The following is a 24,924-nucleotide window of genomic DNA, read 5'->3' on the forward strand; positions in this document are numbered from 1 at the left end:
CACGTGTCTACGGGCGTAGAAGAAGCACGAAGAGGCTCTCTGACGCCGCGTCGAAGGAGCAGCTCATGTCCCACGTCGTACGCGCCGCACTCGTCCAGGCGACCTGGACCGGCGACACCGAATCCATGATCGCCAAGCACGAGGAGCACGCCCGCGAGGCCGCCCGGCAGGGGGCGAAGATCATCGGCTTCCAGGAGGTGTTCAACGCCCCCTACTTCTGCCAGGTCCAGGAGCCCGAGCACTACCGCTGGGCCGAGGCGGTGCCGGACGGCCCGACCGTACGGCGCATGCAGGACCTGGCCCGCGAGACCGGCATGGTGATCGTCGTCCCGGTCTTCGAGCTGGAGCAGTCCGGCTTCTACTACAACACCGCCGCCGTGATCGACGCCGACGGCTCCTACCTCGGCAAGTACCGCAAGCACCACATTCCGCAGGTCAAGGGCTTCTGGGAGAAGTACTACTTCAAACCCGGCAACGTGGGCTGGCCGGTCTTCGACACCGCGGTCGGCAGGGTCGGCGTCTACATCTGCTACGACCGGCACTTCCCCGAGGGCTGGCGGCAACTGGGTCTCAACGGCGCCCAGTTGGTCTACAACCCGTCCGCCACCTCGCGCGGCCTCTCCGCCTACCTCTGGCAGCTGGAACAGCCCGCGTCCGCTGTCGCCAACGAGTACTTCATCGCCGCGATCAACCGCGTCGGCCAGGAGGAGTACGGCGACAACGACTTCTACGGCACCAGCTACTTCGTGGACCCGCGCGGCCAGTTCGTCGGCGACGTCGCCAGCGACAAGGAGGAGGAACTCCTCATCCGCGACCTGGACTTCGGGCTCATCGAGGAGGTCCGGCAGCAGTGGGCGTTCTACCGGGACCGACGGCCCGACGCGTACGAGGGGCTGGTCGAGCCGTGAGCAGCCTCCACCACCGCCACCTTGCCGTCAGCCCCGACTGGCTGGCGCTCTACTACCGCCACCCGCTGGAGATCACGCACGGCGAGGGCCGCCACGTCTGGGACGCGGACGGCAACCGCTACCTGGACTTCTTCGGCGGCATCCTCACCACCATGACCGCCCACGCCCTGCCCGAGGTCACCAAGGCCGTCAGCGAGCAGGCCGGCCGGATCATCCACTCCTCGACGCTCTACCTGAACCGCCCGATGATCGAGCTGGCCGAGCGCGTCGCCTCGCTCTCCGGCATCCCGGACGCCCGGGTCTTCTTCACCACGTCCGGTACCGAGGCCAACGACACCGCCCTGCTCCTGGCCACCACGTACCGCAGGTCGAACCAGATCCTGGCGATGCGCAACAGCTACCACGGCCGGTCCTTCTCCGCGGTCTCCATCACCGGCAACAACGCCTGGTCGCCCACCAGCCTCTCGCCGCTCCAGACCCTGTACGTGCACGGCGGCGTCCGCACCCGGGGCCCCTACGCGCACCTGAGCGACGAGGAGTTCACCGCCGCCTGCGTCGCGGACCTGGAGGACCTGCTCGGCCACACCCGCACCCCGGCCGCCCTGATCGCCGAACCCATCCAGGGCGTCGGCGGCTTCACCTCACCGCCGGACGGGCTGTACGGCGCGTTCCGCGAGGTGCTGAACCGGCACGGCGTGCTGTGGATCTCCGACGAGGTGCAGACGGGGTGGGGGCGCTCCGGCGAACACTTCTGGGGCTGGCAGGCCCACGCGCAGAACGGGCCGCCGGACATCCTCACCTTCGCCAAGGGCATCGGCAACGGCATGTCCATCGGCGGGGTGGTCGCCCGCGCCGAGGTCATGAACTGCCTGGACGCCAACTCCATCTCGACGTTCGGCGGTTCCCCGGTCACCATGGCGGCCGGCCTCGCCAACCTCGCGTACCTCCTGGAACACGACCTCCAGGGCAACGCCCGCCGCGTCGGCGGCCTGCTCATCGAGCGGCTGCGCGCGATTGGCGCCACCTCGGAGCGGGTCCGCGAGGTGCGCGGCCGGGGCCTGATGATCGGCATCGAACTCGTGAAGCCCGGCACCGACGAGGCCGACCCGGAAGCGGCCGCGGCCGTCCTGGAGGCGGCGCGCGAGGGCGGCCTGCTCATCGGCAAGGGCGGCGGCCACAACACCAGCGTGCTGCGGATCGCCCCGCCGCTCTCGCTCGCCATCCCCGAGGCGGAAGAGGGCGCGGACATCCTCGCCGACGCGCTGCGCACCGTGGGCTGAGCGCCGGCAACCGCGCGGGTGCGGGGCAGGACCCCCGCACCCGCGTTCCACCCGTACAACGAGGAGGGGTACCCATGAGCCGTACCGTCATCCGCGGCGGCCTGGTCGTCACCGCGTCGGACGAGATGCACGCGGACGTCCTCGTCGACGGCGGCCGGATCGCCGCGCTCGCCGCCCACGACAGCGACGAGGCGGCCGGCTGGACCGCCGCCCGGACCATCGACGCGACCGGCAAGTACGTCATCCCGGGCGGGGTCGACGCGCACACCCACATGGAGATGCCGTTCGGCGGCACCTACGCGGCCGACACCTTCGAGACCGGCACCCGCGCCGCGGCCTGGGGCGGCACCACCACCATCGTGGACTTCGCCATCCAGTCCGTCGGCCGCTCCCTGCGCGAGGGCCTGGACGCCTGGTACGCCAAGGCGGACGGCAACTGCGCCATCGACTACGCCTTCCACATGATCCTCGCGGACGTGAACGAGTCCTCGCTCAAGGAGATGGACCTCCTCGTCGGCGAGGGCATCACGTCCTTCAAGCTGTTCATGGCCTACCCCGGTGTCTTCTACAGCGACGACGGGCAGATCCTGCGCGCCATGCAGCGGGCCGAGTCCAACGGCGGCCTGATCATGATGCACGCGGAGAACGGCATCGCCATCGACGTCCTGGTGGAGCAGGCCCTCGCCGCCGGCCGCACGGACCCCCGCTACCACGGAGACGTACGCAAGGTGGCGCTGGAGGCGGAGGCCACGCACCGCGCGATCCAGCTGGCCCGCGTCGCCGGATCGCCGCTGTACGTGGTGCACGTCTCCGCCGACGAGGCCGTCGCCGAGATCGCCGCCGCCCGCCACAAGGGGCAGCCCGTCTTCGGCGAGACCTGCCCGCAGTACCTCTTCCTGTCCACCGACAACCTCGCCGAACCGGACTTCGAGGGCGCCAAGTACGTCTGCTCCACCCCGCTGCGGCCCCGGGAGCACCAGGAGGTCCTGTGGCGCGGGCTGCGCAACAACGAGCTCCAGGTCGTCTCCACCGACCACTGCCCCTTCTGCTTCTCCGGGCAGAAGGAAATGGGGCGGGGTGACTTCTCGAAGATCCCCAACGGCATGCCGGGCGTCGAGAACCGGATGGACCTGCTGCACCAGGCCGTGGTGGACGGGCACATTTCGCGCCGCCGCTGGATCGAGATCGCCTGCGCCTCCCCGGCCCGGATGTTCGGCCTCTACCCCAAGAAGGGCACGATCGCGCCCGGCGCGGACGCGGACATCGTCGTCTACGACCCCGCGGCCCGGCAGACCGTGTCCGCCGAGACCCACCACATGAACGTCGACTACTCGGCGTACGAGGGGAAGCAGCTCACCGGCCAGGTCGAGACGGTGCTCTCGCGCGGCGAGGTCGTCATCGACCACCGCACGTACACCGGCCGCGCCGGACACGGCAGCTACACCCCGCGCGCCACCTGTCAGTACCTGAACTAGGAGCAACGGGCATGGACTTCGGACTCGTCCTCCAGACGGACCCGCCCGCATCGGCCGTGATCAGCCTGATGCGCCGCGCCGAACGCAACGGGTTCCGCTACGGCTGGACCTTCGACTCGGCGGTGCTCTGGCAGGAGCCGTTCGTCATCTACAGCAGCATCCTGGAGCACACCGACCGGCTCACCGTCGGCCCCATGGTCACCAACCCGGGCACCCGCACCTGGGAGGTCACCGCCTCCACCTTCGCCACCCTCAACGACATGTACGGCAACCGGACCGTGTGCGGGATCGGCCGGGGCGACTCCGCGATGCGCGTCGCCGGGCGCCCGCCCAACACCCTGGCCCGGCTCGGCGAGGCCATCGACGTCATCCGCGACCTGGCGGAGGGCCGCGAGGCCGAGGTGGACGGCAACCCCATCCGCATCCCGTGGATCAAGGACGGAAAGCTCCCCGTCTGGATGGCCGCCTACGGCCCCAAGGCCCTCGCGCTCGCCGGGCAGAAGGCCGACGGTTTCATCCTCCAGCTCGCGGACCCCTATCTCACCGAGTGGATGATCAAGGCGGTACGGGACGCGGCGGCCGGGGCCGGACGCGACCCGGACTCCGTCACCATCTGCGTCGCCGCCCCCGCCTACGTCACCGACGACGACTCGCCCGAAGCCCTGGCCCACGCCCGGGACCAGTGCCGCTGGTTCGGCGGGATGGTCGGCAACCACGTCGCCGACCTCGTCGCCCGGTACGGCGAGCACTCGGGCCTGGTCCCGGACGAGCTCACCGCGTACATCAAGGACCGGCAGGGCTACGACTACAGCCACCACGGACGCACCGGGAACCCCGACACCGCGTTCGTCCCCGACGCCATCGTGGACCGCTTCTGCCTGCTCGGCCCGGCCGCCGCCCATGTCGAGAAGCTGAGACACCTCAAGGGTCTGGGCGTCGACCAGTTCGCGGTGTACAACATGCACGACGCCCGCGAAGCCACCATCGACACCTACGGCTCCGCCGTCATCCCCGCCCTCACCGACTGACCGCCCCCACGGTCGTACGCACCCCCCGGTCGCACGCGCAACCCCCCGCGCCCCGCCCCGCACGGCACCGCCCCGAGCGAAGGGTCCAGCCGCCATGACATCGACCGCACCTCCCTCCCCGTCCTCCTCGCCGGAACCCATACCGGCCGGCGCCTCCCCCACCTCCGACCGCGTCGAACTCGCCCCCGGCGCCGCCCCCGACGACAACCGCTTCGTCAACGCCGACCTGCTGCCCGTCCCGCTGGCGCGGCGCGTCTGGACCACGTACAACTTCACCGCGCTGTGGGTCGGGATGGCGCACAACATCCCGTCCTGGCTGCTCGCCTCCGGTCTCGTCGCGCTCGGCATGGACTGGAAGCAGGCCGTCTTCACCATCGCGCTCGCCAACCTGATCGTGCTCGGGCCCATGCTGCTCACCGGGCACGCCGGGCCGAAGTACGGCATCCCGTTCCCGGTGCTGGCCCGGGCCTCGTTCGGGCTGCGCGGCGCCAACCTCCCGGCCCTGATCCGGGCGGCCGTCGCCTGCGCCTGGTTCGGCATCCAGACCTGGATCGGCGGCGTCGGCATCTTCACGCTGCTGGGCAAGGTGTTCGGCGGCTGGGCCGAGGCGTCCGAGATCGGCGGGCAGCCCTGGACGCTCTGGCTGTGCTTCGTCCTCTTCTGGGCGCTCGAACTCGCCATCATCTACCGGGGGATGGACGCGCTGCGCCGGTTCGAGAACTGGGCGGCGCCCTTCGTCATCGTCGGCGCGGTGGTGCTCCTGGTGTGGGTCGCGGTGAAGGCGGGCGGCTTCGGCCCGCTGCTGGACCAGCCGTCGGAGCTGGGCTGGGGCAAGGACTTCTGGCCCGTCTTCTTCCCGTCGCTGATGGGCATGATCGCCTTCTGGGCCACGCTCTCCCTGAACATCCCGGACTTCACCCGCTTCGGCGCGGGCCAACGCGCCCAGATCCGGGGCCAGTCGCTCGGTCTGCCGACCACGATGACCCTGTTCGCGCTGCTCTCGGTGCTGGTCACCTCCGGCTCGCAGGCCGTCTACGGGAAGGCCGTCTGGGACCCGGTCGAGCTGGTCGCCCACACCGACAACGTCTTCGGACTCCTCTACGCCCTGGTGACCGTCCTGGTCGCGACGATCTCCGTCAACATCGCGGCCAACGTCGTCTCACCCGCGTACGACCTGGCGAACCTCGCGCCGAAGCTCATCAGCTTCCGTACGGGCGCGCTGATCACCGGGGTCGTCGGCGTCGTCATCATGCCGTGGAAGCTCACCGAGACGCCCGAGCTGTACATCTTCACCTGGCTCGGCCTGGTCGGCGGGCTGCTCGGCACGGTGGCAGGCATCCTGATCGCCGACTACTGGATCGTCCGCCGCACCGTGCTCGACCTCGCCGACCTCTACCGGCCCGGCGGACGCTACTGGTACACGGGCGGCTGGAACTGGCGGGCCGTCGCCGCGTTCGCGGTCGGCGGTGTCCTTGCGATCGGCGGCTCCCACTCGAAGCCGGGGGAGGGTCCGTTCCCCTCGGACGGCGTCATCCCGTTCCTGAAGCCGCTCGCGGACTACGGCTGGGCGGTCGGCCTCGCGGCCTCGCTCCTCGTGTACGTGGCACTGATGGCGGGGGTCACGTCGGGGCGGAGGTCCGGCTCAGCAGCGCGCTGACGTCGTACGAATCGGCCGGCGACGGCGTGTTCTTCGGCACCGGCCGGTCGAAGTCCGAGAGGTTCACCACCGCGTCCGTGCCGTCCCCGCCCTGCAGCGAGAGCCGCAGCGGATAGGGCTTGCCCTTGGCGGCGACGTCCACCGTGAGCGTCATGTCGCCGCGCATCCGGGTCAGCGGCACCACGGACGCGCCGTCGATGGTGGTCTTCGGGCCCTTGTTGAGGGTTCCGGTGTCGTCGTTCGCGTTGTCGCTGACGAGCTTCTGGAAGGTGTTGAGGTCGCACGCCTTCGTCAGGCCGCGCAGCCGGGGGCTGTCGGCGGGCGCCTTCAGATAGCGGTCGCCGACGATCGCCGCGAAGGCCGAACCGCCGTTCGGCACCTGGTTCTTCCAGAAGTCCGCGTCCGGTTTCAGCCACACGTCGTCCCCGCGCTTGACGATCAGCACCTTGCCCTGGCTCCGGCCCAGATCCACCGAACCGTTGCAGTTCCCGTGCCGGTCCACGGCCAGGTCCAGCGACATGGACGGGGTGCCCCTGCCGAGGTCGCCCCGCGAGGACACGTGCAGGGACTCCGCGCCGAGCAGCGCGTCCCGGGAGCGGTCGGCGATCTGCTGGGCGGTGAGATGGTCGATGTCCTCCGCATGGGCCACACCGCCGAGGGTGCCGGCAGCACCGGCGCCCATCAGGAACGCGGCGGCCCACGCGGCCGGGCGGGTGCCGAGTAGTGAACCGGTCACGTCGCCTCCTCGGTGCGAAGAGTCGTGGGGGGCTTCCGGACGACTGCGGTCCGGACCAGTCGAGCGTACGCCGGGGGAGTGAACGCCGCCCGTTCGGCGCACGGCACGCCCGGCGGCGTCTACACAGCGTGACGTTTCCCGGCGTTCCCGGGTTAGGCACACCGCGGGCGGCCCGCTCCGGCATCCGCCCGCCAGAGCCGAACGCGACCGCGCGCGTGCCGCCCCTGCGGTCACGGGCGGTCACCACCGAAAGGGCACCATGAAGAAGACCCTGGGGAGCCTGTCCCGCCGCGCCGCCGCCACCGGCCTGGCCGCGGCCCTCGCCGTGGCGGGCGGTCTCGCCGTCGCGGCCCCGGCCTCCGCCACGCCGCCCGGCCTGTCCTGCGACACCGGCAAGCACGCCGTGGACGATTACACCGGTTACGCGCTGTGCCGGAACAACGGCTCCACCACCCAGACCTTCTGGGTCCACCTGGTCTGCGGCTGGTCGCCCGACGTGGACGGCGAGCACGTCACCCTGGCCCCGGGCCAGTCCGGCCAGTCCACCGCGCACTGCGCCGGGCTCGGCACGGGCATCGGCGAGATCAGCGTCCGGCCGTAAGGAGCTTCGCCGCAACGGTTGAGGGCGGCGCGCCCACTCGTTACCCTCCAGTAAGTCCGTTCGCGCGGACAGGTGTACGTGCGCACCTGACGGTACGAGGAGGCGAGCCGCCCATGTCCTCAGCCCCGGCCACCCGAACGGCCGAAGAACCCGTACCCGACCGGGACACCCCGGACCCCGCCCCGCGCGGGCTCGCCGACAGCGTGCGGGCCCTCGCGGACGGCCGGACCACCTCCACCGCACTCGTCACCGTCGCGCTGGCCCGGATCGAGGCGAGCCAGGGCACCCTCAACGCCTTCCGCCACCTGCGCGCCGAGGCCGCGCTCACCGAGGCCGCCGAGGCCGACCGCAGGCTCGCGGCGGGGGAGCGGCTGCCGTTGCTCGGGGTGCCCGTCGCGGTGAAGGACGACACGGACGTCGCCGGGATGCCCACCTACTTCGGCTGCGCCGGGGACCGGGCGGCGGCGGCCGCCGACAGCGAGGCCGTCCGCAGGCTGCGCGCGGCCGGGGCCGTGATCGTCGGCAAGACCAACTCCTGCGAGCTCGGCCAGTGGCCGTTCACCGAGGGCGCCGCGTTCGGCGCCACCCGCAACCCCTGGCACACCGACCACACCCCCGGCGGCTCGTCCGGCGGTTCGGCCGCCGCCGTCGCCGCCGGTCTCGTGCCCGCCGCCCTCGGCTCGGACGGCGCCGGGTCCGTCCGCATCCCCGCCGCCTGGACCCACCTGGTCGGCATCAAACCGCAGCGCGGCCGGATCTCCGTGCACCCGCACAGCGACGCCTTCCAGGGCCTCACCGTCAACGGACCGCTGGCCAGGACCGTCGAGGACGCGGCCCTCCTCCTCGACGCCGTCGCCGGACCGCACCCCGAGGACCCGTACCGCCCGCCGCCCGTCGACGCCTCCGCCGCGGCCCGCCGCGACCCGGGACGGCTGCGCATCGCGCTCGCCTGGCGGCCCCCGCTCACCCTCACCGGCACGGCACCCGACCCCGACGTGCGCCGCGCGGTCACCGCGCTCGCGGAGGCGCTGGCCCGGCTCGGCCACCACGTCGAGGAGGCCCGGCCGCGCTACGGGCTCATCGGCCTGGGCTTCGTGCCCCGCGCCACCGCGGGCATCGCCGAGCTCGCCGCCCTGCACCCCGAACCGGCGCTCCTGGACGCGCGCACCCGCAGTGCGCTGCGCACCGGCACCCGGCTGGGCGGCAGGGTGGTGCGGGCGGCCCGGGCGCGCGAGATGCACCAGCACCGGCGGATCGGGGCGCTGTTCCACCACGGACGCGGCGGCGCCGGGTTCGATGTGCTCCTGACCCCGACGACCGCGATGCCGCCGCCCCGGATCGGCCGGTTCGACGGGCTGAGCGCCTGGCGCACCGATGTGGCGATGACCGAGGCGTGCCCTTACGCCTGGCCGTGGAACGTGCTGGGCTGGCCCGGGATCAACGTCCCGGCGGGCTTCACCCCGGACGGCCTCCCGGTCGGCGCCCAGCTCCTCGGCCCGTCGCGCGGCGAGGAGCGCCTCGTCTCGCTGGCGGCCCAGCTGGAGGCGGAGCTGCGCTGGCAGGACCACCGGCCGCCGGTGTTCCAGGACAAGACGGGCTAGGGCACCCGGGCGGTCCACTCGTCGTTCGAGAATTTCGTACGGACCAGTTCCTCCGCCCGGGCCAGCTCCTCCGGGGTCACCTCGCCCCGGGTCAGCCCGTGCCGGTTGCGGAAGGACTCGATCATGCGCTCGATGACGGTCTGGCGCGGCAGGCCGGTCTGCCGGCGCAGCGGGTCCACCCGCTTCTTGGCGCTCTTCGTGCCCTTGTCCGACATCTTCTCCTTGCCGATGCGCAGCACCTCCAGCATCTTGTCGGCGTCGATGTCGTACGACATGGTCACGTGGTGCAGCACCGCGCCCGGGCCGCCGTCCGGGCCGACCACGCGCTTCTGCGCGGCCCCGGCGATCTTGCCGACCTCGGTGGCGATGTCGTTGAGCGGCTGGTACCACGCCTTGATGCCCATGTCCCCGAGGGCTTCGAGCACCCAGTCGTCCAGGTACGCGTAACTGTCCGCGAAGGAGAGCCCGGAGACCAGGGACTGCGGCACGGCGAGGGAGTACGTGATGGTGCTGCTCGGCTCCGCGAACATCGCGCCGCCCCCGGAAATCCGCCGGACGACCGTGACGCCGTGGCGCTCGACGCCCTCGGCGTCCACCTCGTTGCGCAGCGACTGGAAGCTCCCGATGATCACCGCCGGGGCGTCCCACTCCCACACCCGCAGCGTCGGCGGGCGCCTCCCCGCCGCCACCTCCGCCGTGATGACCTCGTCCAGCGCCATGTGCAGGGCCGGGGACTGCGGGGCGTCGTGGATGAGCTGCCAGTCGTAGTCGCTCCACTCCGTGGCGTGCGCCAGCGCCCGGCGTACGGCGACGGCGACGCCCTCCGAGGTGAGCCCGAGCATCACCGTCGACTCCGGCAGCGCCGCGTCGATCCGGGCCGCGAGGGCCACCGTGTCGGTGGTAGCCGGGGCGCCCTCCAGTGCCGCGTCGATCGCGAGGATCGCCTCGTCCGGCTCCAGGAAGAAGTCACCGGCCACCCGGACGTCGCGCAGCGCGCCCCCCTCGACCTCCAGGTCCACCACGACCAGCTTGCCGCCGGGGATCTTGTACTCACCGTGCACGGTCCTGCCTCCACTTCCGCCTACGAACAGAAAACTACCGCTCACGTACAAAACATGATCAGTCCGGCCCGTTTGCTACGGCGGTATTGCGAGGTCGTGGCGGGACGGCTCCCGGTCTGGTGCCGGCCCCGGTGCCCGCACCAGACTGACGTTCGCACGTCTGTGCAACGTTTTCCCGACCCCCCAGAAAGCACCACCGCGCATGCATACGCCCCCCAGACCCTGCGCCCTCTCGGCGCGTCCCCTGTGCGCGAGGAGGTGCCACCCGTGCTGCGCCATGTGACGCGCAAGGCGGCGGGCTGGCTCCTGATGATCGTGGTGGCGACCAACGCCACCTACTTCCTGGCCAGTTGGTTCCTGGACCCCCGGTCGAACTTCAAGGAACTGCGGCCCGTCCGCACCGAGGCCCAGATCGACCGGGCGCTCGCGCCGTACAACCTCGACCCGTCGGTGCCGGTCGTGCAGCGCTGGTGGGACTGGCTCACCGGCGTCGTCACCCGCTTCGACTGGGGCATGTCGCCCACCGGTGTCTCCGTCAACGGCGAGATCGGCTACCGCTCGCTCGTCAGCGCCGAACTGGTCGTCATGGCGACGCTCCTCTCCGTCCTCATCGGCGTCACGCTGGGCGTCTGGACGGCGTCCCGGCAGTACGGCTGGGCGGACCGGGTCTCGCAGGCCGTCTCCATCGCCGTGTTCAACGTCCCCACCTCGGTGGCCGCGCTCGCCGTGGTCTTCGTCGCGATCTGGCTCAACCAGCACGCCGGGCTGCACTTCCTCTACGTCGCGGGCGAGAACTCACCGAACGTCGAGGGGCTGCTCCCCACGCTCGGCGACCGCGTGCTCCACCTGATCCTGCCCACCCTCACCCTGACCCTGATGGGCTACGTGGGCTACCACCTGACGCAGCGTTCGCTGCTGCTCGACACCCTCAACGCCGATTACGTCCGCACCGCGAGGGCCACCGGGCTCACCCGCGCCCAGGCGATCCGCCGGCACGCCCTGCGTACCGCGCTCATCCCCACCGCGACGTCCGTGGCGTTCAGCATCCCGGCGATCTTCACCGGCGCCGTCATCACCGAGACGATCTTCGGCTGGAACGGCATGGGCCGCTACTTCATCCAGACCATCAGCAAGAACGACATCCACGGCACCGTCGCCACGGCCGCCTTCGCCGCCGCCCTGACCGCGGTCGGCGCGATCCTCGCGGACATCGCCACCGTCTTCCTCGACCCCCGGGTGAGGGTGAGCTGACATGGGCGTACAACGACTCTACGCGCGGCGATTCCTGCGCAACCGGCTCGCCGTCGCCGGGGTGGCGATCTTCGTCCTCCTCGTGCTGTTCAGCGTGTTCGGCGGACTCCTCACCCCGTACGCCTACTCGGACGCCGACTTCGCCGCGCTCACCCAGCCACCGAGCGGCGCCCACTGGTTCGGCACCAACCAGGGCGGAAACGACATCTACGCCTCCGCCGTGCACGGGCTGCGGCGCTCGCTGGTCATCGCGGTCAGCGTCTCCGTCCTGACCATCGTCGTCGCCGCGGTCATCGGCTCAAGCGCCGCGTACTTCGGCGGGCGGGTGGAGAAGGTGACCCTCGCCGTCATCCACTTCCTGCTGGTCGTCCCCTCCTTCCTCATCCTCGCCCTGGTCTCCCACCGGCTCGCCGGTGACTGGCGGGTCCTCATCGTCGTCCTGACGGTGTTCGGCTGGATGTCCACCGCACGGGTCATCTGGTCCGTCTCGACCTCGCTGCGGGAGCGGGACTACATCACGGCCGCCGAGTTCATGGGGGTGAGCCCGGCCCGCATCATCCTGCGCCACATGATCCCCAACCTCGGCTCGCTGCTCATCGTCAACCTGACCCTGGGCGTCGTGGCGACCGTCCTCAGCGAGACCGCGCTGTCCTTCCTCGGCTTCGGCGTCCAGACCCCGGACGTCTCGCTCGGCACGATGCTCGCCGACGGGGCGAACACCGTCACCAGCGCGCCCTGGCTGTTCGCCTTCCCCGCGGGCCTGGTCGTCCTGCTCACCGTCTCGATGACCTTCGTCGGCGACGGGCTGCGCGACGCCCTCGACCCCACATCCACGACCGGTGCGGCAGGAGGCCGACGATGACCCTCGCGACGACCCTGCCCACCACCCCGCCGCCCGGCGACGCCGTCACCCCGGTCCTCTCGGTGCGCGACCTGCACATCACCTTCCCGTCCGAGGCGGGCCCCGTGGAGGCGGTGCGCGGCATCGGCTTCGACCTGCTGCCCGGCCGCACCCTGGGCATCGTCGGCGAGTCCGGCTCCGGCAAGTCCGCCACCGCCATGGGCATCATGGGCCTCCTCCCGCCCAGCGCCGCGACCGGCGGACAGGTGCTCCTCGGCGGCCGGGACCTGGTCGGCCTCACCGACAAGGAGCTGTCCGCGATCCGCGGCAACTCCATCGGCATGGTCTTCCAGGACCCGCTCTCCGCGCTCACCCCGATCTTCACCGTGGGCCGGTTGCTCTCCGACGCCCTGCGCGTCCACCAGGACCTGACGAAGCGGGCCGCCTGGGAACAGGCCGTCCAGCTCCTCGACCTCGTCGGCATCCCCGACCCACGCGCCCGCGCGGCCTCCTTCCCGCATGAGTTCTCCGGCGGCATGCGCCAGCGCGTCGTCATCGCGATGGCCATCGCCAACAAACCGTCCGTCCTGGTGGCCGACGAACCGACCACCGCGCTCGACGTCACCGTGCAGGCCCAGATCCTGGACGTGCTCCGCCTCGCGCAGAAGGAGACCGGCGCCGGACTCGTCCTCATCACCCATGACCTCGGCGTCGTCGCGGGCCACGCGGACGACGTGGCCGTCATGTACGCGGGCCGGTTCGTGGAACGGGCGGGCGTGGACGAGCTGTTCGCGCGGCCCGTGATGCCGTACACCGCGCGCCTGCTCGCCGCCGTGCCCACGGTGGACAGCGGGGTACGCCGCCCCCTCGTCCCGATCGGCGGCGAACCGCCCGCCCTGGTGGACCTCCCGGCCGGCTGCCCCTTCGCGAGCCGGTGCGCCGTGGCGCTCGACGCCTGCCGCACGGACGAGCCCGCCCTGCGCGCGGTCACCGGGCACGGCGATGTGGCCTGCCTGCGCGCGGACGAGATCGCCGCCGGGTCGCTCGATCCGGCGGGCGGCGCGGAGGCGGCGGAGCCCGTCGGGGGCGACGCGTCCGCCGGGGACGTGGTGCTCCGGGTCGAGGACCTGGTGAAGACCTTCCCGGTCACCAAGGGGGCCGTGCTCAAACGCCGTGTCGGCACGTTGCGCGCGGTCAACGGGGTCGGCTTCGAACTGCGGTCCGGGGAGACCCTGGGCCTGGTGGGGGAGTCGGGCAGCGGCAAGACCACCACCCTGCTGGAGATCCTGCGCCTGAAGCGGCCCGAGGGCGGCCGGATCGAGATCGCCGGCACCGAGGTGGGGTCCGCCGAATCCGGCGCCCGGCTGCGGGAGTTGCGCCGGGACGTCCAGATCGTGATGCAGGACCCGATGGGTGCCCTCGACCCGAGGCTGCCGGTCTCCGAACTGCTCGCCGAGCCCCTGCGCGCGATCGGCCGGGACCGCGCGTCCATCCGGGCCCGGGTCCGCGAACTCCTCGCCCTGGTCGGCCTGGACGAGGCGATGAGCGACCGCTTCCCGGCCGCGCTCTCCGGCGGCCAGCGCCAGCGCGTCGGGATCGCCCGGGCCCTCGCGACCCAGCCCAGGCTGCTCGTCCTGGACGAACCGCTCTCCGCCCTGGACGTCTCCGTGCAGGCGGGCGTGATCAACCTGCTGACCCGGCTCAAGCGCGAACTCGGCCTGGCCTACCTGGTGGTGGCCCACGATCTGGCCGTCGTCCGGTACGTCTCCGACCGGATCGCCGTGATGTATCTCGGCCACATCGTGGAGACCGGCGACACCGAGTCGCTGTTCGCCGACCCCAAGCACCCGTACACCAAGGCCCTGCTGTCCGCGATCCCGGTCCCGGACCCGAAGCGCGAACGCACCCGGGAACGCGTGGTGCTGGAGGGCGAACAGCCGAGCGCCGCCCGGCTGCCTGCGGGCTGCGTCTTCGTGGACCGGTGCCCGCTGTACCGGCTGGCCGGCGAGGAGGTGCGCGAGCGCTGTCGTACGGAACGGCCCGCGGCCTCACCCGTGGCGGGGCAGCCCGGCCACACGTACGCCTGTCACGCCGTCTGAGGCACCTCCGCCCCCGTTCTTCCCATCCCTCGAACCAGAAGGAACACTCCGCCATGCGCGCAAGACTGGCCATGCCCGTCGCCCTGATCGCCGCCGTCTCCGTCGCTGCCACCGCGTGCCAGTCCTCCGGCGGGAGCGACGACTCCGGCGGGGGCGCCAAGAACGCGCCCAAGGCCGCGTCGGCCGCCGTCGACTACAACCCGCAGCCGTACGAGAACATCAAGGACGGCGGCACGTACACCACCGTCGGCACCTTCGACGACCAGGGCAACCCCTTCAACGTCAATGCCACGCTGACCGCGTCCCGGGTCTGGGGCTGGTACAACGCCGACGCGATCACGTACTCGCCGACCGGCGACGTGCAGTACAACAAGGACTACTACAGCGACGTGAAGGTCAGCGTCGACGGCGGCAACCAGAAGGTCGTCCTGACGATCAACCCGAAGGCCGCGTTCAACGACGGGACGCCCATCGACTGGCGGGCCATCGAGGCCACCTGGAAGGCCAACAACGGCTCGGACAAGGAGTTCGCGGCCTCCTCCACGGACGGCTACGACCAGATCACGTCCGTCGCGAAGGGGAAGGACGCCAAGGAGGCCGTCATCACCTTCAAGGGCGTCAACGCCTCCTGGTCCACCCTGTTCACCACCTTCCTGCACCCGAAGGCGGCGACGGTCGCGAACTTCAACAAGGCGTACGTGAAGAAGGCCCACCCCGAGTGGGGCGCGGGCCCGTACACCGTCGGCAAGTGGGACACCCACTCGGGCAACATCACCTTCGTCCGCAACCCCAAGTGGTGGGGGAGGAAGGGCAAGCTGGACAAGCGGGTGTACGTCAACCTGGAGTCCACGGCGGGCGTCAACGCCTTCAAGAACGGCCAGCTGGACTACACCTCCGCCGTCGACGCGGAGAGCCTGAAGCAGGTCAAGGGCCTGAAGGGCACGGAGATCCGCAGCGGCGGCAGCCCCTTCGAATACTCCCTGTACTTCAACACCAAGTCGGCCGTCCTCTCCGAGAAGGCCGTCCGCAAGGCGGTCCAGCAGAGCGTCGACCGCGCCCAGATCGCGAAGATCCAGTTCCAGGGGCTCGACTACAAGGAGCCGCTGCCCGGTTCGGCGGTGCTCTACAGCTTCCAGAAGGGGTACGAGGACAACCTGTCGGCCGTCCTGAAGTACGACCCGGCCGAGGCGAAGAAGACGCTCGACGCGGCGGGCTGGAAGCCCGGCCCCGACGGCGTCCGCGTCAAGAACGGCAAGAAGCTCGACGTGGGCTACACCCTCCTGGGTGACGACCCGCTGGGCAAGGCCACCGCCGGAGCCCTCGCCGCGATGCTGAAGCCGGCCGGTATCCACCTCGACATCCGGAAGGGCGACGACGCGGACTTCGCCAAGACCATCAGCGAGCGCAGGTTCGACCTGTTCCTGTCGGGCAACCGCTCCATGGACCCGTTCGGCGCCCGCTACCTGTGCGACTTCTACTGCTCTGACCGTGACTCCAACATCACCGGCTCCGGCAACCCGGCCCTCGACAAGGAGATCCGCGCCACCACGGAGATCGCCGACCTGGACGAGCAGACGGCGGCGGTGAACAAGGTCGAGAAGAAGGCGCTCCAGGAGTACGCCTTCCTGCCCCTGTTCAGCGGGCCCTCCACGTACGGCGTGAAGAAGGGCCTCGCCAACGTCGGCGCGACGATCTTCTACACCCCGCTGCCGGAGACGGTCGGCTGGCAGAAGTGACGCCCGGCGCCCCCACGGCGCGCTGAACCAGCGGCCCGCGGACATGTTCCCCATGTCCGCGGGCCGTTGGCGTGTGAGAGTCCGTTCCTCGCTTCGACTTCTGTGGTCCGTACCAAAGTCTTGACACGGGCTTTCTTCACTTCTTAAATCACGTAGCGAACCAAGTACCCCATGTCCGCTCCACCATGTCCGCTCCATCGTGTGTGCTCGACCTGTCATGCACATGGCTTACGTGTGCACGGCGGGGTTCCCCTTCCCTCCCCATACACACCGGAAGGGAGAGTCATGGACTCCCCACGCCTTTCGCGGCGCCTGCTGCGCTCCGTACTCCCGGCACTCGCTCTCGCCCTGGCCACCGCGGGTCTGGCCGGCACCGGCGGGCCCTCCCCGGCGGGTGCCGCTCCGATGTCGCAGGCCGCGGCGACCGCCACGACGACGTTCTCCGACGAGTTCGACGGCGCGGCCGGTTCGGCCGTGGACGGCAGCAAGTGGCAGATCGAGACCGGCGACAACGTCAACAACCACGAGCGGCAGTACTACACGTCCGGCAACAAGAACGCCGCGCTGGACGGCCAGGGCCATCTGGTCATCACCGCGCGCAAGGAGAACCCCTCCAACTACCAGTGCTGGTACGGGACCTGTCAGTACACCTCGGCGCGGCTGAACACCTCGGGCAAGTTCACCCAGGCGTACGGGCATGTCGAGGCGCGCATGAAGATCCCGCGCGGCCAGGGCATGTGGCCCGCCTTCTGGATGCTCGGCAACGACATCGGGCAGGTGGGCTGGCCCAACTCGGGTGAGATCGACATCATGGAGAACGTCGGCTTCGAGCCGTCCACCGTGCACGGCACCCTGCACGGCCCCGGCTACTCGGGCTCCGGCGGCATCGGCGCGGGCTACACCCTGCCGAACGGCCAGGCGTTCGCGGACGCGTTCCACACCTTCGCCGTCGACTGGGCGCCCGACTCCATCACCTGGTCCGTGGACGGAAACGTCTACCAGCACCGCACCCCGGCCGACACGAACGGCAACGCCTGGGCGTTCAACAAGCCGTTCTTCCTCATCCTCAACCTCGCGGTCGGCGGCTACTGGCCCGGCGACCCCGACGGCAGCACCGCCTTCCCGAACCAGCTCGTGGTCGACCACGTCCGCGTCACCACCAACGACAGCCAGCCGCCCGCCACGGGCGGCCGGATCACCGGGCTCGCCGGGAAGTGTGTGGACGTCGCCGCCGCCAACACCGCGAACGGCACCCCGGTCCAGCTCTACGACTGCAACGGCACCAACGCGCAGAAGTGGACCGTGGGCGGCGACGGCACGATCCGGGCGCTCGGCAAGTGCCTCGACGTGGCCTCCGGCGGCACGGCGGACGGCACCCCGGTCCAGCTCTGGGACTGCAACGGATCGGCCGCGCAGAAATGGGCGGTCAGCGGGGCCCGCGACATCGTGAACCCCCAGGCCAACAAGTGCCTGGACGTCACGGGCAACAACGCGGCCAACGGCACCCGGCTGCAGATCTGGACCTGCGCGGGAACGGCCAACCAGAAGTGGACGGTCAACGGCTGACCGGACCGGCCCTCCGGCGCCCCGGAGGGCCATGATTGGCTGGGGGCATGATCGATGCCTTCCTCGCCGGTGACCTGACCGACATCGAGGCGGCGGTCCGCGCAGCGGCCGCCGCCGAGATCATGCCCCGCTTCCGGCAGCTCGCCGCTCACGAGGTGATCGAGAAGAACGGCCCGCACGACCTCGTGACCGTCGCGGACCGGCGCGCCGAGGAACACCTCACCGCCTCCCTCGGCCGCCTCCTGCCCGGCTCGGCCGTCGTCGGCGAGGAGGCCGTCCACGCCGACCCGAAGGTGTACGAGGCGCTGGGCGGCGAGGCGCCCGTGTGGATCGTGGACCCGGTCGACGGCACCCGGCAGTTCGTCCACGGCGAGCCCGGCTTCTGCACCCTGGTCGCCCTCGCCCACCGCGGCGAACTGCTGGCCTCCTGGACCTACGCCCCCGCCCTGGACGAGATGGCCGTCGCCGTACGCGGGCAGGGTGCGCGGGTCGACGGCACCCCGATCCGGGCGGGCTCGCCCGCGCCCGACACCGTGCTGCGCGTGGCGATGTCCCACCCCGACTACACCACCGACGAGCAGAAGGCGGCCCTGCTCGGCCTGCGCGCCGAGGGCTTCGCCGCCCGCCCCTGCGGCTCGGCGGGCCTCGAATACCTCGCCGTGGCCCGGGGCGAGAGCGACGCCGTCGCCTTCAACTGGGAGTACGCCTGGGACCACGCGGCCGGGCTCCTCCTCGTCGCCGAGGCAGGCGGCACGCAGTCCACGCTGGCCGGTGAGCCGTTCCGTATCGCGGGCGGCAACGCCCTGCCCTTCACCGCCGCCCGCGACCGCGCCACCGCCGACCGGGTCCTGGCGGCGTTGCGTACGGGCGTCTGACGGCGGGCGGGCCGGTCAGAGGTCCAGCAGTTCCCGGGTCAGCGCGGTGAGCCGCTTGCGGGCCTCGGGGTCGTACGCCTGGTCGTGCGCCCGCGCGTCCGTGAACCGGTCGAAGTAGCGGCCGGTGACCCCCGTGAGCGCCGGGTCGGTGATCAGCCGCACGGTCGGGCGCACCCCCTCCTCGATGGAGACGGCGGGCGTCAGCCCGTACGCGCGCACGCCCTCGGTGTCCATCAGATGGGCCGGGTGCAGTGCGTTGACGGTGACGCCGGTGCGGGCCGTCTCCTCCTCGGCCAGGTCGAACGTCGCCATGATCATCGCGAGCTTGCTGCGGCAGTACGCCTCAAGGCCCTCGTAACCGCGCTCCATCATGACGTCGTCCAGATCGACGGGGGCCTGGCCCATCGAGGCCACCTGGACCACCCGCGCGGGCGTCGAGGCCGACAGCAGCGGCAGCAGCTCCTTGATCAGCAGATACGGCGTCAGGTAATTGACGGTGAAGCGCAGTTCGTGTCCCTGCGCGCCGAACTCGCGGCGCAGCGGTTCGCTTCCGCCGCCCGCCACCGCGTTGTTGACGAGCACGTCGAGCCGGGGCTCGGCCGCGCGGATGTCCGCCGCCATGGCCCGGACCTGGTCGAGGTCGGAGAGGTCCGCGAGATACGTGCGGACCTCGGCCCGGCCGGCCGAGAGCTCCCGTGCCTCGGCGGCCGCCCGGTCGAGCCGGGCGCGGTCGCGGCCGTGCAGGAGCAGCGTCGCGCCGCGCCCGGCGAGGTCGAGGGCGAGGTGGAGGCCGAGCCCCTGGGTGGCGCCGGTGATGAGGACGGTGCCGGTGAAGGTGTCGGGTGCCGTGTAGGTATCCATGGGTTGAGTTATATCAAGCACTTGATTCAGACTCCATGCTTGCCTCATGTTCGGGGCTTGCTGTATATGCGGCGCTGTACGCTCGCGACCATGGGAATGACCGCCGGTGAACGCCTCGGCCTGGACATCAAGCGCGCCGAGCAGGCCCTCATGGCAGCCAAGAGCGCCGCGCTCAAGGACGCCGGCCTCACGGTCGCGCAGTACGCGGCGCTGCTCGCGCTTTCCGACAACCCCGGGATCTCCGGCGCGGCCCTCGCCCGGGAGTGCCTGGTGACCCCGCAGGCGATGGCGGGGGTGCTCAAACACCTGGAGGAGCGCGGCCTGATCGCCAGGTCCGCGCACCCCTACCACCAGAAGATGCTGGAGACCCGGCTGACCGACGCGGGCACGGAGACCCTGCGCCGCGCCGACGAGCGCGCGGTCCGCATCGAACGCCGCATCGCGGACGCGCTCACCCCCGAGGAACGCGACACGCTGCGCGACCTGCTGGCCCGCAGCGTCACCGCGATCCGCGCGGACTGAGCCCGCTCAGGGAGCGGCGGCCAGCACCTCGCGCACCTCGCGTACCAGCTCCGCCGCCGTCTCCACCGCCGCCGGGTCCAGGCCGCGCAGGGCCGCGTTCACCCGGTCCGCGAAGCCGGGCGGGGTCTCGGGGAGGGCCGCGGTGGCCGCCAGGGCGCCCTTCTCGTTGAGGCACCAGGTGCGGTGGTGGGCGTGGAGCGACTGAGTGAGGATGCCGAAGGCGCGGGACAGGCAGAGCGAGACGTGCAGCCGGTCGCCCGCCGGGGCCGACTTGCGGGCCCCCGCGACGGAGAACTCCGCCTCCCAGGCCGCATCGGCAAGCGCCTTGCGCAGCGGCTCCGGGTAGACCGAGGTCTCCTGCTTGAGGGCCGTCAACTCCCCGTACGGATCGGCCAGTACGCGCCCGAGGGCGACCTCGCCCGGATACGCGGGTGACCAGAAGCCCAGCGGATGGCCCGGCTGGACGCCCACCTCGTAGCGGCCCTCCCGGCAGTCGGCCCAGACCGCCTGGACCCGGTCCACGTCGCGCAGGATCCAGTCGACCTGGACGCCGTCCACCCGCAGCCAGCCGCCCGCGTTCACCCACGGCCCCCAGCCGCCTGGGCCGGTGACCTCGGCCGGGGAGCCCTGGAAGGCGGCGGCCAGCGCGGACAGGGCGGCGGTGTCCGGCGTACCGCGGTAGTACACGCCGAGGTCCCAGTCGGAGTCCGGGCGGTGGGTGCCCCGGGCCCGGCTGCCGCCGAGCAGGACGGCCCGGATGCCGGGTACTTGGGTGAGCCGGGCGGCCATCTCGGCGACCCGGGCGGCCGTTGTGGAATCGGCGGGTCCCGCGAAGTTCTCTGAGGTCATCGGGCGAGGACACTACCCGGCCCCCGGCTGTCGGTGCCTGCGAATATCCTGGGTGCTCCGACCGTCGGCTGACAAAGGAGTCCGAAGGTGCCGTCGATGCTCGATGCGGTCGTGGTGGGCGCGGGCCCCAACGGACTGACCGCCGCAGTCGAACTGGCCCGCCGGGGCTTCGCCGTCCAGGTCTTCGAGGCCGGACCCGCCGTCGGCGGCGGGGCGCGTACGGAGGAGCTGACGCTCCCCGGCTTCCGGCACGACCCGTGCTCGGCGGTGCACCCCCTGGCCATAGGCTCCCCGGCCTTCGACACGATGCCCCTCGACCGGCACGGCCTGGAATGGATCCAGCCCGGCCTGGCCCTCGCCCACCCCTTCCCCGACGGCACCGCCGCCGTGCTCGCCGCCTCGGTGGGGGAGACCGCGATGTCGCTCGGCCCCGGGGACGCGGGTGCCTACCGCCGGCTCCTCGCCCCCTACCTCGGCCACTGGGACAGCCTCGCCCGGGACTTCCTGCGCACCCCGTGGGACGGGCTGCCCAGCGACCCGTACCGCTGGGCGCGCTTCGGGCTCGACGCGATCCAGCCCGTCTCGCTGCTCTCGCGGCGCTTCCGGGGCGAGAAGGCGCGCGGCCTGCTCGCCGGTCTCGCGGCGCACGCCATCGCGCCGACGAACGGCCTCGCGACCGGCGGCATCGCCCTGCTCTTCGCGCTCGCCGCGCACGAGCGGGGCTGGCCCGTTCCGCGCGGCGGCTCGCAGGCCATCTCCGACGCCCTCGCCTCGTACCTGCGGGAGCTGGGCGGCACCATCACGACCGGTACGGAGGTCAAGCGCCTGGACGAACTGCCGCCCGCCCGCGCCTACGTCTTCGACACCTCCCCGGCCGCCCTCGCCCGGATCGCCGGTCTCGGCCGCGCCTACCAGGGCTACCGCTACGGCGCCTCCTGCTTCAAGATCGACTACGCGCTGTCGGGCCCCGTGCCGTGGACCGCCGAGGAGCCCCGCCGGGCCGGCACCGTGCACATCGGCCCCACCGCGGGCGAGATCGACGACGCCCTGCGCCGGGCGGTCGACGGCCGCGACCCCCGCGTCCCCTTCCTGATCACCGCGCAGTCCAGCCTGGTCGACCCCTCCCGCGCCCCCGAGGGCAAGCACGTCTTCTGGGTGTACGGGCATGTCCCGGCGGGCTGGCAGGGCGACGCGACCGAGGTCATCGAACGGCAGCTGGAGCGGTTCGCCCCCGGCTTCCGCGACCTGGTCCTCGCCCGCGCGGTCGCCGGGCCGCCCGGCATCGCGCAGCGCAACGCGAACTACGTGGACGGGGACATCGCCTGCGGTGCCTTCGCCGGGCTCCAGACCGTCATCCGCCCCAAGCTGGCCCGCGTCCCGTACGCCACCGCGCACCCGGCGGTCTTCCTCTGCTCCTCGGCGACCCCGCCCGGCCCCGGGGTGCACGGCATGTCCGGACACCACGCGGCGAAGGCGGTCTGGCGAAGGCTGCGCGCGTCGGGGGAGCCCGGCCGTCGCCGCTGACCCGGATCAGCTTCGCCCGCCCTCCCGCACCGTGCAGGTGTCCGTGTCCGCCGGGCACCAGTGCGTGCGCCCGCCGACCAGGTGGAGTTCGAGGTCGGCGTCGCGCATGCCGTGGTCGTCCAGCGCCTCGCGGAGCGCGGTCGGCGCCGGCTGCGGCGGCAGGCCGAGCACACCGATGACGACGATCCCGTTGCGCGCCTCCACGGACGCGATCTGCCACTTCCCGGTCGCCGCCCACCGCTCCGCGACCGGCCGGGCGTCGGCCGCCAGCGAACGGTCCCGGGCGACGCCGACCGTGCCGACGGTGAGTGGGACGGCGACGAGCACGACGACACAGGCCACCGCCACGAGCGTCCAGCCCCGGAACTGCCCGACCCGCATGTCGGCCCGTTCGGCGCCCGCCCGGACTCCGTAAAGGAGGAAGACCACGGTCCCGGTGGCCACGATCGCGGCCACGTTGGTCGCGAACAGGAGCGCCGACTCCCCGGCGTCGTGATAGCGGTGCACCGTCAGGAGCAGCCCCGTCACGGCCAGCGGCGGCACCAGGGAGATGGCGATGGCCACGCCCGGAAGCGTGTCCGAGATATCGGCGCGCACCAGGGCGAACGCGCCGACCGTCCCGGTGGCCAGCGCGGCGAGCAGATCGATCAGGCGCGGGCTGATCCGCGAGGAGACCTGACTGTTGGAGGCGAAGGCGTCCGGCGGGGCGGCGATCCAGCCCAGCAGCATGCCGATCGCCACCACCGCCAGCGCGCCCCCGGTCACCAGCAGCAGACACCGCACCACCTGACGCCGGCGGGCCAGCACCAGGGCCAGCGCGCAGCCCAGGATCGGTGTCATCAGCGGCGCGACGATCATCGCGCCGATCACCGTGGCCGTGGAGTCCCCGACGACCCCCGCGCTCGCGATGACGGCGGCCAGCACGAGCAGCCCCCAGAACCGGGTCGAGCTGGGACTGCGCAGACCGCGCTCGATGAACAGCGCGCCGGTCATCCTCCGGACGGCCTCGGCGTCGACTCCCGCCATCTTCCTCGCTCCTCTCTCAGGCGGGCGTGGCGTCCGGATCCCGGTCCCCGGCCGCCAGGAACTCCACCACCGCCAGCAGGAACAGCAGACAGAGCGCGATCCCCACGACGACCCACCCCGTCGGGTGCGCCCACACCAGATAGACCACCAGCGCGCCCGCCACCAGCAGCCAGGTGAACCAGGCGCGGAACCGGCGTACGAACGGGCCCACCGGACCGGTCCGCAGCCCCGCCCCGTCGGCCGTGGCCCGCACCGCGCCGATCCCGGACGTCCACAGCCCCCGGACGGTCGCGGCACGCCGCCCGGGACCGGTGAGCCAGGCCGCCAGCGCCACGACGACCCCCAGGGCCACCACCATCCGCACCGTCGTCCCCAGGAACCGGGTCATCGCGTCGTAGACCGCGCCCGCCGCCCCCGGCGACACCCCGGCCGGCAGCGCGTCCAGATAGACCGCCCGGAAGATCCGCAGCCCGATGCCGAGCAGCCCCACGGCGACCGCCGCGCCCAGGGCCCCCGCCACCAGCGACCGGCGCCGCCGCACCGAGAGCAGCACACCTCCGGCGATCAGCAGGACGGCGATCACGGCGAGCCAGTCGCCCAGGAACTGCAGGACCCGTACGTACGTCCTGACCTTGCCGACGTCCTCCGACCTGATGAGCGTGATGTCGGTGTGGACCTCCGGGATGTGCCCGGCGACCGCCATGCCCCCGTCCACCAGCTGCTGTTTGACCCGGTCGATCACGGGGGCGAGGTCCAGCGTGACGGCGTCGTCGGTCAGCTCCACCGCGCCGCCGCCCTTCCCGGTCAGCGCCTTGTCGACGGCCCGGTGCGCCCGCCGGTTGCCCTCGGTCCACACCTTCTCGAAGGCGTCCGACGCGGCGACCGCGCGTGCCCGGTCGTGGACCAGACCGCGGACCGCGTCCTCCAGCGAACCGCCGAGCCGCCCGAGCGCCTTCTCCAGCCGGGGCCGGTCGTCCGGCGACACCCCGGACAGCAGCGTGGACAGGTCGATCCGGGTCATGAGCGCGTCGGTCACCCGGTCGGCCACGGCGTCCTGGACGTGCGGGTCGGAGGCGAGCGGGGCGACCGTGTCCACGTACCGGTCGGTGTCCCCGACCTGGTCGGACGCCCACGCGGCGACGACGGAGAGCGGGGCCAGCAGACAGCCGAGGACGATGAGGACGGCGGCGAGGAAGGACCGGCCGCGATGCCGGGGCGGCCGGGCGCGCGCCGCCTCCAGCGCGGCCACCCGTTCCCGCAGGGCCTCGACCTCCGCGGTTGAGGAGCCGTCACGCGCCGCCGCGCCGCCGTCGTCCACCGCGCCTCCCGCCGGATCCGGATCCCTGACTGTCCAGGCAACGGCGACCGGCGGGCGGGCGCGAGCGGGGTTGCGCCGAACGGACAACCGGGGTGGCCGGCCGGGGGCC

At 72.0% G+C, this 24,924-nt stretch carries 21 protein-coding genes; 15 read left to right on the plus strand and 6 right to left on the minus strand.

Features of this window, described 5'->3' with window-relative positions; translation table 11 throughout:
* The first annotated feature begins 65 nt into the window (after positions 1 to 65).
* The 5 genes from OHS17_RS28310 to OHS17_RS28330 all read left to right on the plus strand — a co-directional run bounded on the left by OHS17_RS28310 (position 66) and on the right by OHS17_RS28330 (position 6,348).
* Positions 66 to 908 (plus strand): nitrilase-related carbon-nitrogen hydrolase, encoded by an 843-nt coding sequence (locus OHS17_RS28310; RefSeq protein ID WP_330314423.1) that lies wholly within the window; start codon positions 66 to 68, stop codon positions 906 to 908.
* On the plus strand, positions 905 to 2,188 hold the full coding sequence (locus OHS17_RS28315) for an aspartate aminotransferase family protein (RefSeq protein ID WP_073861567.1): 1,284 nt from the start codon (positions 905 to 907) through the stop codon (positions 2,186 to 2,188). The genes OHS17_RS28310 and OHS17_RS28315 overlap by 4 nt, the downstream gene beginning before the upstream one ends.
* A gap of 74 nt (positions 2,189 to 2,262) precedes the next feature.
* Positions 2,263 to 3,663, plus strand: coding sequence for a dihydropyrimidinase (gene hydA, locus OHS17_RS28320; RefSeq protein ID WP_330314424.1), 1,401 nt, complete (start codon positions 2,263 to 2,265; stop codon positions 3,661 to 3,663).
* Between the two features lie 11 nt (positions 3,664 to 3,674).
* Positions 3,675 to 4,691, plus strand: coding sequence for a TIGR03842 family LLM class F420-dependent oxidoreductase (locus OHS17_RS28325; protein ID WP_073861569.1), 1,017 nt, complete (start codon positions 3,675 to 3,677; stop codon positions 4,689 to 4,691).
* A 94-nt stretch (positions 4,692 to 4,785) separates the two neighbouring features.
* Entirely contained in the window at positions 4,786 to 6,348 is a 1,563-nt protein-coding gene (locus OHS17_RS28330; protein WP_330314425.1) for an NCS1 family nucleobase:cation symporter-1, read from the plus strand.
* Here OHS17_RS28330 and OHS17_RS28335 read toward each other — a convergent pair.
* Positions 6,311 to 7,084, minus strand: coding sequence for a hypothetical protein (locus tag OHS17_RS28335; RefSeq protein ID WP_330314426.1), 774 nt, complete (start codon positions 7,082 to 7,084; stop codon positions 6,311 to 6,313). The two genes, OHS17_RS28330 and OHS17_RS28335, sit on opposite strands and share 38 nt — an antisense overlap.
* A 259-nt stretch (positions 7,085 to 7,343) precedes the next feature.
* Here OHS17_RS28335 and OHS17_RS28340 point away from each other — a divergent pair, with 259 nt between their 5' ends.
* Positions 7,344 to 7,685: a hypothetical protein gene (locus OHS17_RS28340; protein ID WP_330314427.1), complete on the plus strand. Its 342-nt coding sequence runs from the start codon at positions 7,344 to 7,346 to the stop codon at positions 7,683 to 7,685.
* Positions 7,686 to 7,798: 113 nt separating this feature from the next.
* A complete protein-coding gene (locus tag OHS17_RS28345) occupies positions 7,799 to 9,286 on the plus strand; it encodes an amidase (RefSeq protein WP_330314428.1) in 1,488 nt (495 codons plus the stop codon).
* Here OHS17_RS28345 and OHS17_RS28350 read toward each other — a convergent pair.
* A complete protein-coding gene (locus tag OHS17_RS28350) occupies positions 9,283 to 10,347 on the minus strand; it encodes a lipoate--protein ligase family protein (protein WP_330314429.1) in 1,065 nt (354 codons plus the stop codon). The genes OHS17_RS28345 and OHS17_RS28350 overlap by 4 nt on opposite strands.
* Before the next feature lie 267 nt (positions 10,348 to 10,614).
* Here OHS17_RS28350 and OHS17_RS28355 point away from each other — a divergent pair, with 267 nt between their 5' ends.
* The 6 genes from OHS17_RS28355 to OHS17_RS28380 all read left to right on the plus strand — a co-directional run bounded on the left by OHS17_RS28355 (position 10,615) and on the right by OHS17_RS28380 (position 18,715).
* Positions 10,615 to 11,598: an ABC transporter permease gene (locus tag OHS17_RS28355; protein WP_161207841.1), complete on the plus strand. Its 984-nt coding sequence runs from the start codon at positions 10,615 to 10,617 to the stop codon at positions 11,596 to 11,598.
* A 1-nt stretch (position 11,599) separates the two neighbouring features.
* On the plus strand, positions 11,600 to 12,460 hold the full coding sequence (locus OHS17_RS28360) for an ABC transporter permease (protein WP_330314430.1): 861 nt from the start codon (positions 11,600 to 11,602) through the stop codon (positions 12,458 to 12,460).
* Entirely contained in the window at positions 12,457 to 14,538 is a 2,082-nt protein-coding gene (locus tag OHS17_RS28365; RefSeq protein ID WP_330314431.1) for an ABC transporter ATP-binding protein, read from the plus strand. The genes OHS17_RS28360 and OHS17_RS28365 overlap by 4 nt, the downstream gene beginning before the upstream one ends.
* A 71-nt stretch (positions 14,539 to 14,609) precedes the next feature.
* Entirely contained in the window at positions 14,610 to 16,274 is a 1,665-nt protein-coding gene (locus OHS17_RS28370; protein WP_330315381.1) for an ABC transporter family substrate-binding protein, read from the plus strand.
* Positions 16,275 to 16,559: 285 nt separating this feature from the next.
* On the plus strand, positions 16,560 to 17,840 hold the full coding sequence (locus tag OHS17_RS28375; protein ID WP_330314432.1) for a lectin: 1,281 nt from the start codon (positions 16,560 to 16,562) through the stop codon (positions 17,838 to 17,840).
* A gap of 47 nt (positions 17,841 to 17,887) precedes the next feature.
* Positions 17,888 to 18,715, plus strand: coding sequence for an inositol monophosphatase family protein (locus OHS17_RS28380; RefSeq protein ID WP_330314433.1), 828 nt, complete (start codon positions 17,888 to 17,890; stop codon positions 18,713 to 18,715).
* 15 nt (positions 18,716 to 18,730) lie between these two features.
* Here OHS17_RS28380 and OHS17_RS28385 read toward each other — a convergent pair whose 3' ends face one another.
* Positions 18,731 to 19,576 (minus strand): SDR family NAD(P)-dependent oxidoreductase, encoded by an 846-nt coding sequence (locus OHS17_RS28385; RefSeq protein ID WP_330314434.1) that lies wholly within the window; start codon positions 19,574 to 19,576, stop codon positions 18,731 to 18,733.
* A 90-nt stretch (positions 19,577 to 19,666) separates the two neighbouring features.
* Here OHS17_RS28385 and OHS17_RS28390 point away from each other — a divergent pair, with 90 nt between their 5' ends.
* The gene (locus tag OHS17_RS28390; RefSeq protein ID WP_330314435.1) at positions 19,667 to 20,098 is read left to right on the plus strand and encodes a MarR family winged helix-turn-helix transcriptional regulator; all 432 of its coding nucleotides are present in this window, start codon (positions 19,667 to 19,669) and stop codon (positions 20,096 to 20,098) included.
* A 6-nt stretch (positions 20,099 to 20,104) separates the two neighbouring features.
* On the opposite strand, the gene OHS17_RS28395 is transcribed toward OHS17_RS28390, so the two are convergent.
* The gene (locus tag OHS17_RS28395) at positions 20,105 to 20,947 is read right to left on the minus strand and encodes a nucleotidyltransferase domain-containing protein (RefSeq protein ID WP_383168556.1); all 843 of its coding nucleotides are present in this window, start codon (positions 20,945 to 20,947) and stop codon (positions 20,105 to 20,107) included.
* A gap of 87 nt (positions 20,948 to 21,034) precedes the next feature.
* On the opposite strand from OHS17_RS28395, the gene OHS17_RS28400 reads away from it, so the two are divergent.
* Entirely contained in the window at positions 21,035 to 22,471 is a 1,437-nt protein-coding gene (locus tag OHS17_RS28400; RefSeq protein ID WP_330314436.1) for a phytoene desaturase family protein, read from the plus strand.
* 6 nt (positions 22,472 to 22,477) lie between these two features.
* On the opposite strand, the gene OHS17_RS28405 is transcribed toward OHS17_RS28400, so the two are convergent.
* Together OHS17_RS28405 and OHS17_RS28410 are read right to left on the minus strand one after the other, a co-directional pair.
* Positions 22,478 to 23,497, minus strand: a complete 1,020-nt coding sequence (locus OHS17_RS28405) for a DUF389 domain-containing protein (protein ID WP_330314437.1) — start codon at positions 23,495 to 23,497, stop codon at positions 22,478 to 22,480.
* 16 nt (positions 23,498 to 23,513) lie between these two features.
* Positions 23,514 to 24,815 (minus strand): hypothetical protein, encoded by a 1,302-nt coding sequence (locus OHS17_RS28410; protein ID WP_330314438.1) that lies wholly within the window; start codon positions 24,813 to 24,815, stop codon positions 23,514 to 23,516.
* Between the last annotated feature and the right edge of the window lie 109 nt (positions 24,816 to 24,924).

This window comes from Streptomyces sp. NBC_00523 (assembly GCF_036346615.1).
GTDB lineage: Bacteria > Actinomycetota > Actinomycetes > Streptomycetales > Streptomycetaceae > Streptomyces.

Bases quoted from the DNA above. Each gene is read 5' to 3' on its own strand.
- OHS17_RS28310 (WP_330314423.1), top strand. From the start codon at position 66: ATGTCCCACGTCGTACGCGCCGCACTCGTCCAGGCGACCTGGACCGGC.
- hydA (WP_330314424.1), top strand. From the start codon at position 2,263: ATGAGCCGTACCGTCATCCGCGGCGGCCTGGTCGTCACCGCGTCGGAC.
- OHS17_RS28325 (WP_073861569.1), top strand. From the start codon at position 3,675: ATGGACTTCGGACTCGTCCTCCAGACGGACCCGCCCGCATCGGCCGTG.
- OHS17_RS28330 (WP_330314425.1), top strand. From the start codon at position 4,786: ATGACATCGACCGCACCTCCCTCCCCGTCCTCCTCGCCGGAACCCATA.
- OHS17_RS28340 (WP_330314427.1), top strand. From the start codon at position 7,344: ATGAAGAAGACCCTGGGGAGCCTGTCCCGCCGCGCCGCCGCCACCGGC.
- OHS17_RS28345 (WP_330314428.1), top strand. From the start codon at position 7,799: ATGTCCTCAGCCCCGGCCACCCGAACGGCCGAAGAACCCGTACCCGAC.
- OHS17_RS28360 (WP_330314430.1), top strand. From the start codon at position 11,600: ATGGGCGTACAACGACTCTACGCGCGGCGATTCCTGCGCAACCGGCTC.
- OHS17_RS28365 (WP_330314431.1), top strand. From the start codon at position 12,457: ATGACCCTCGCGACGACCCTGCCCACCACCCCGCCGCCCGGCGACGCC.
- OHS17_RS28370 (WP_330315381.1), top strand. From the start codon at position 14,610: ATGCCCGTCGCCCTGATCGCCGCCGTCTCCGTCGCTGCCACCGCGTGC.
- OHS17_RS28375 (WP_330314432.1), top strand. From the start codon at position 16,560: ATGGACTCCCCACGCCTTTCGCGGCGCCTGCTGCGCTCCGTACTCCCG.
- OHS17_RS28380 (WP_330314433.1), top strand. From the start codon at position 17,888: ATGATCGATGCCTTCCTCGCCGGTGACCTGACCGACATCGAGGCGGCG.
- OHS17_RS28385 (WP_330314434.1), bottom strand. From the start codon at position 19,576: ATGGATACCTACACGGCACCCGACACCTTCACCGGCACCGTCCTCATC.
- OHS17_RS28390 (WP_330314435.1), top strand. From the start codon at position 19,667: ATGGGAATGACCGCCGGTGAACGCCTCGGCCTGGACATCAAGCGCGCC.
- OHS17_RS28395 (WP_383168556.1), bottom strand. From the start codon at position 20,947: ATGACCTCAGAGAACTTCGCGGGACCCGCCGATTCCACAACGGCCGCC.
- OHS17_RS28405 (WP_330314437.1), bottom strand. From the start codon at position 23,497: ATGGCGGGAGTCGACGCCGAGGCCGTCCGGAGGATGACCGGCGCGCTG.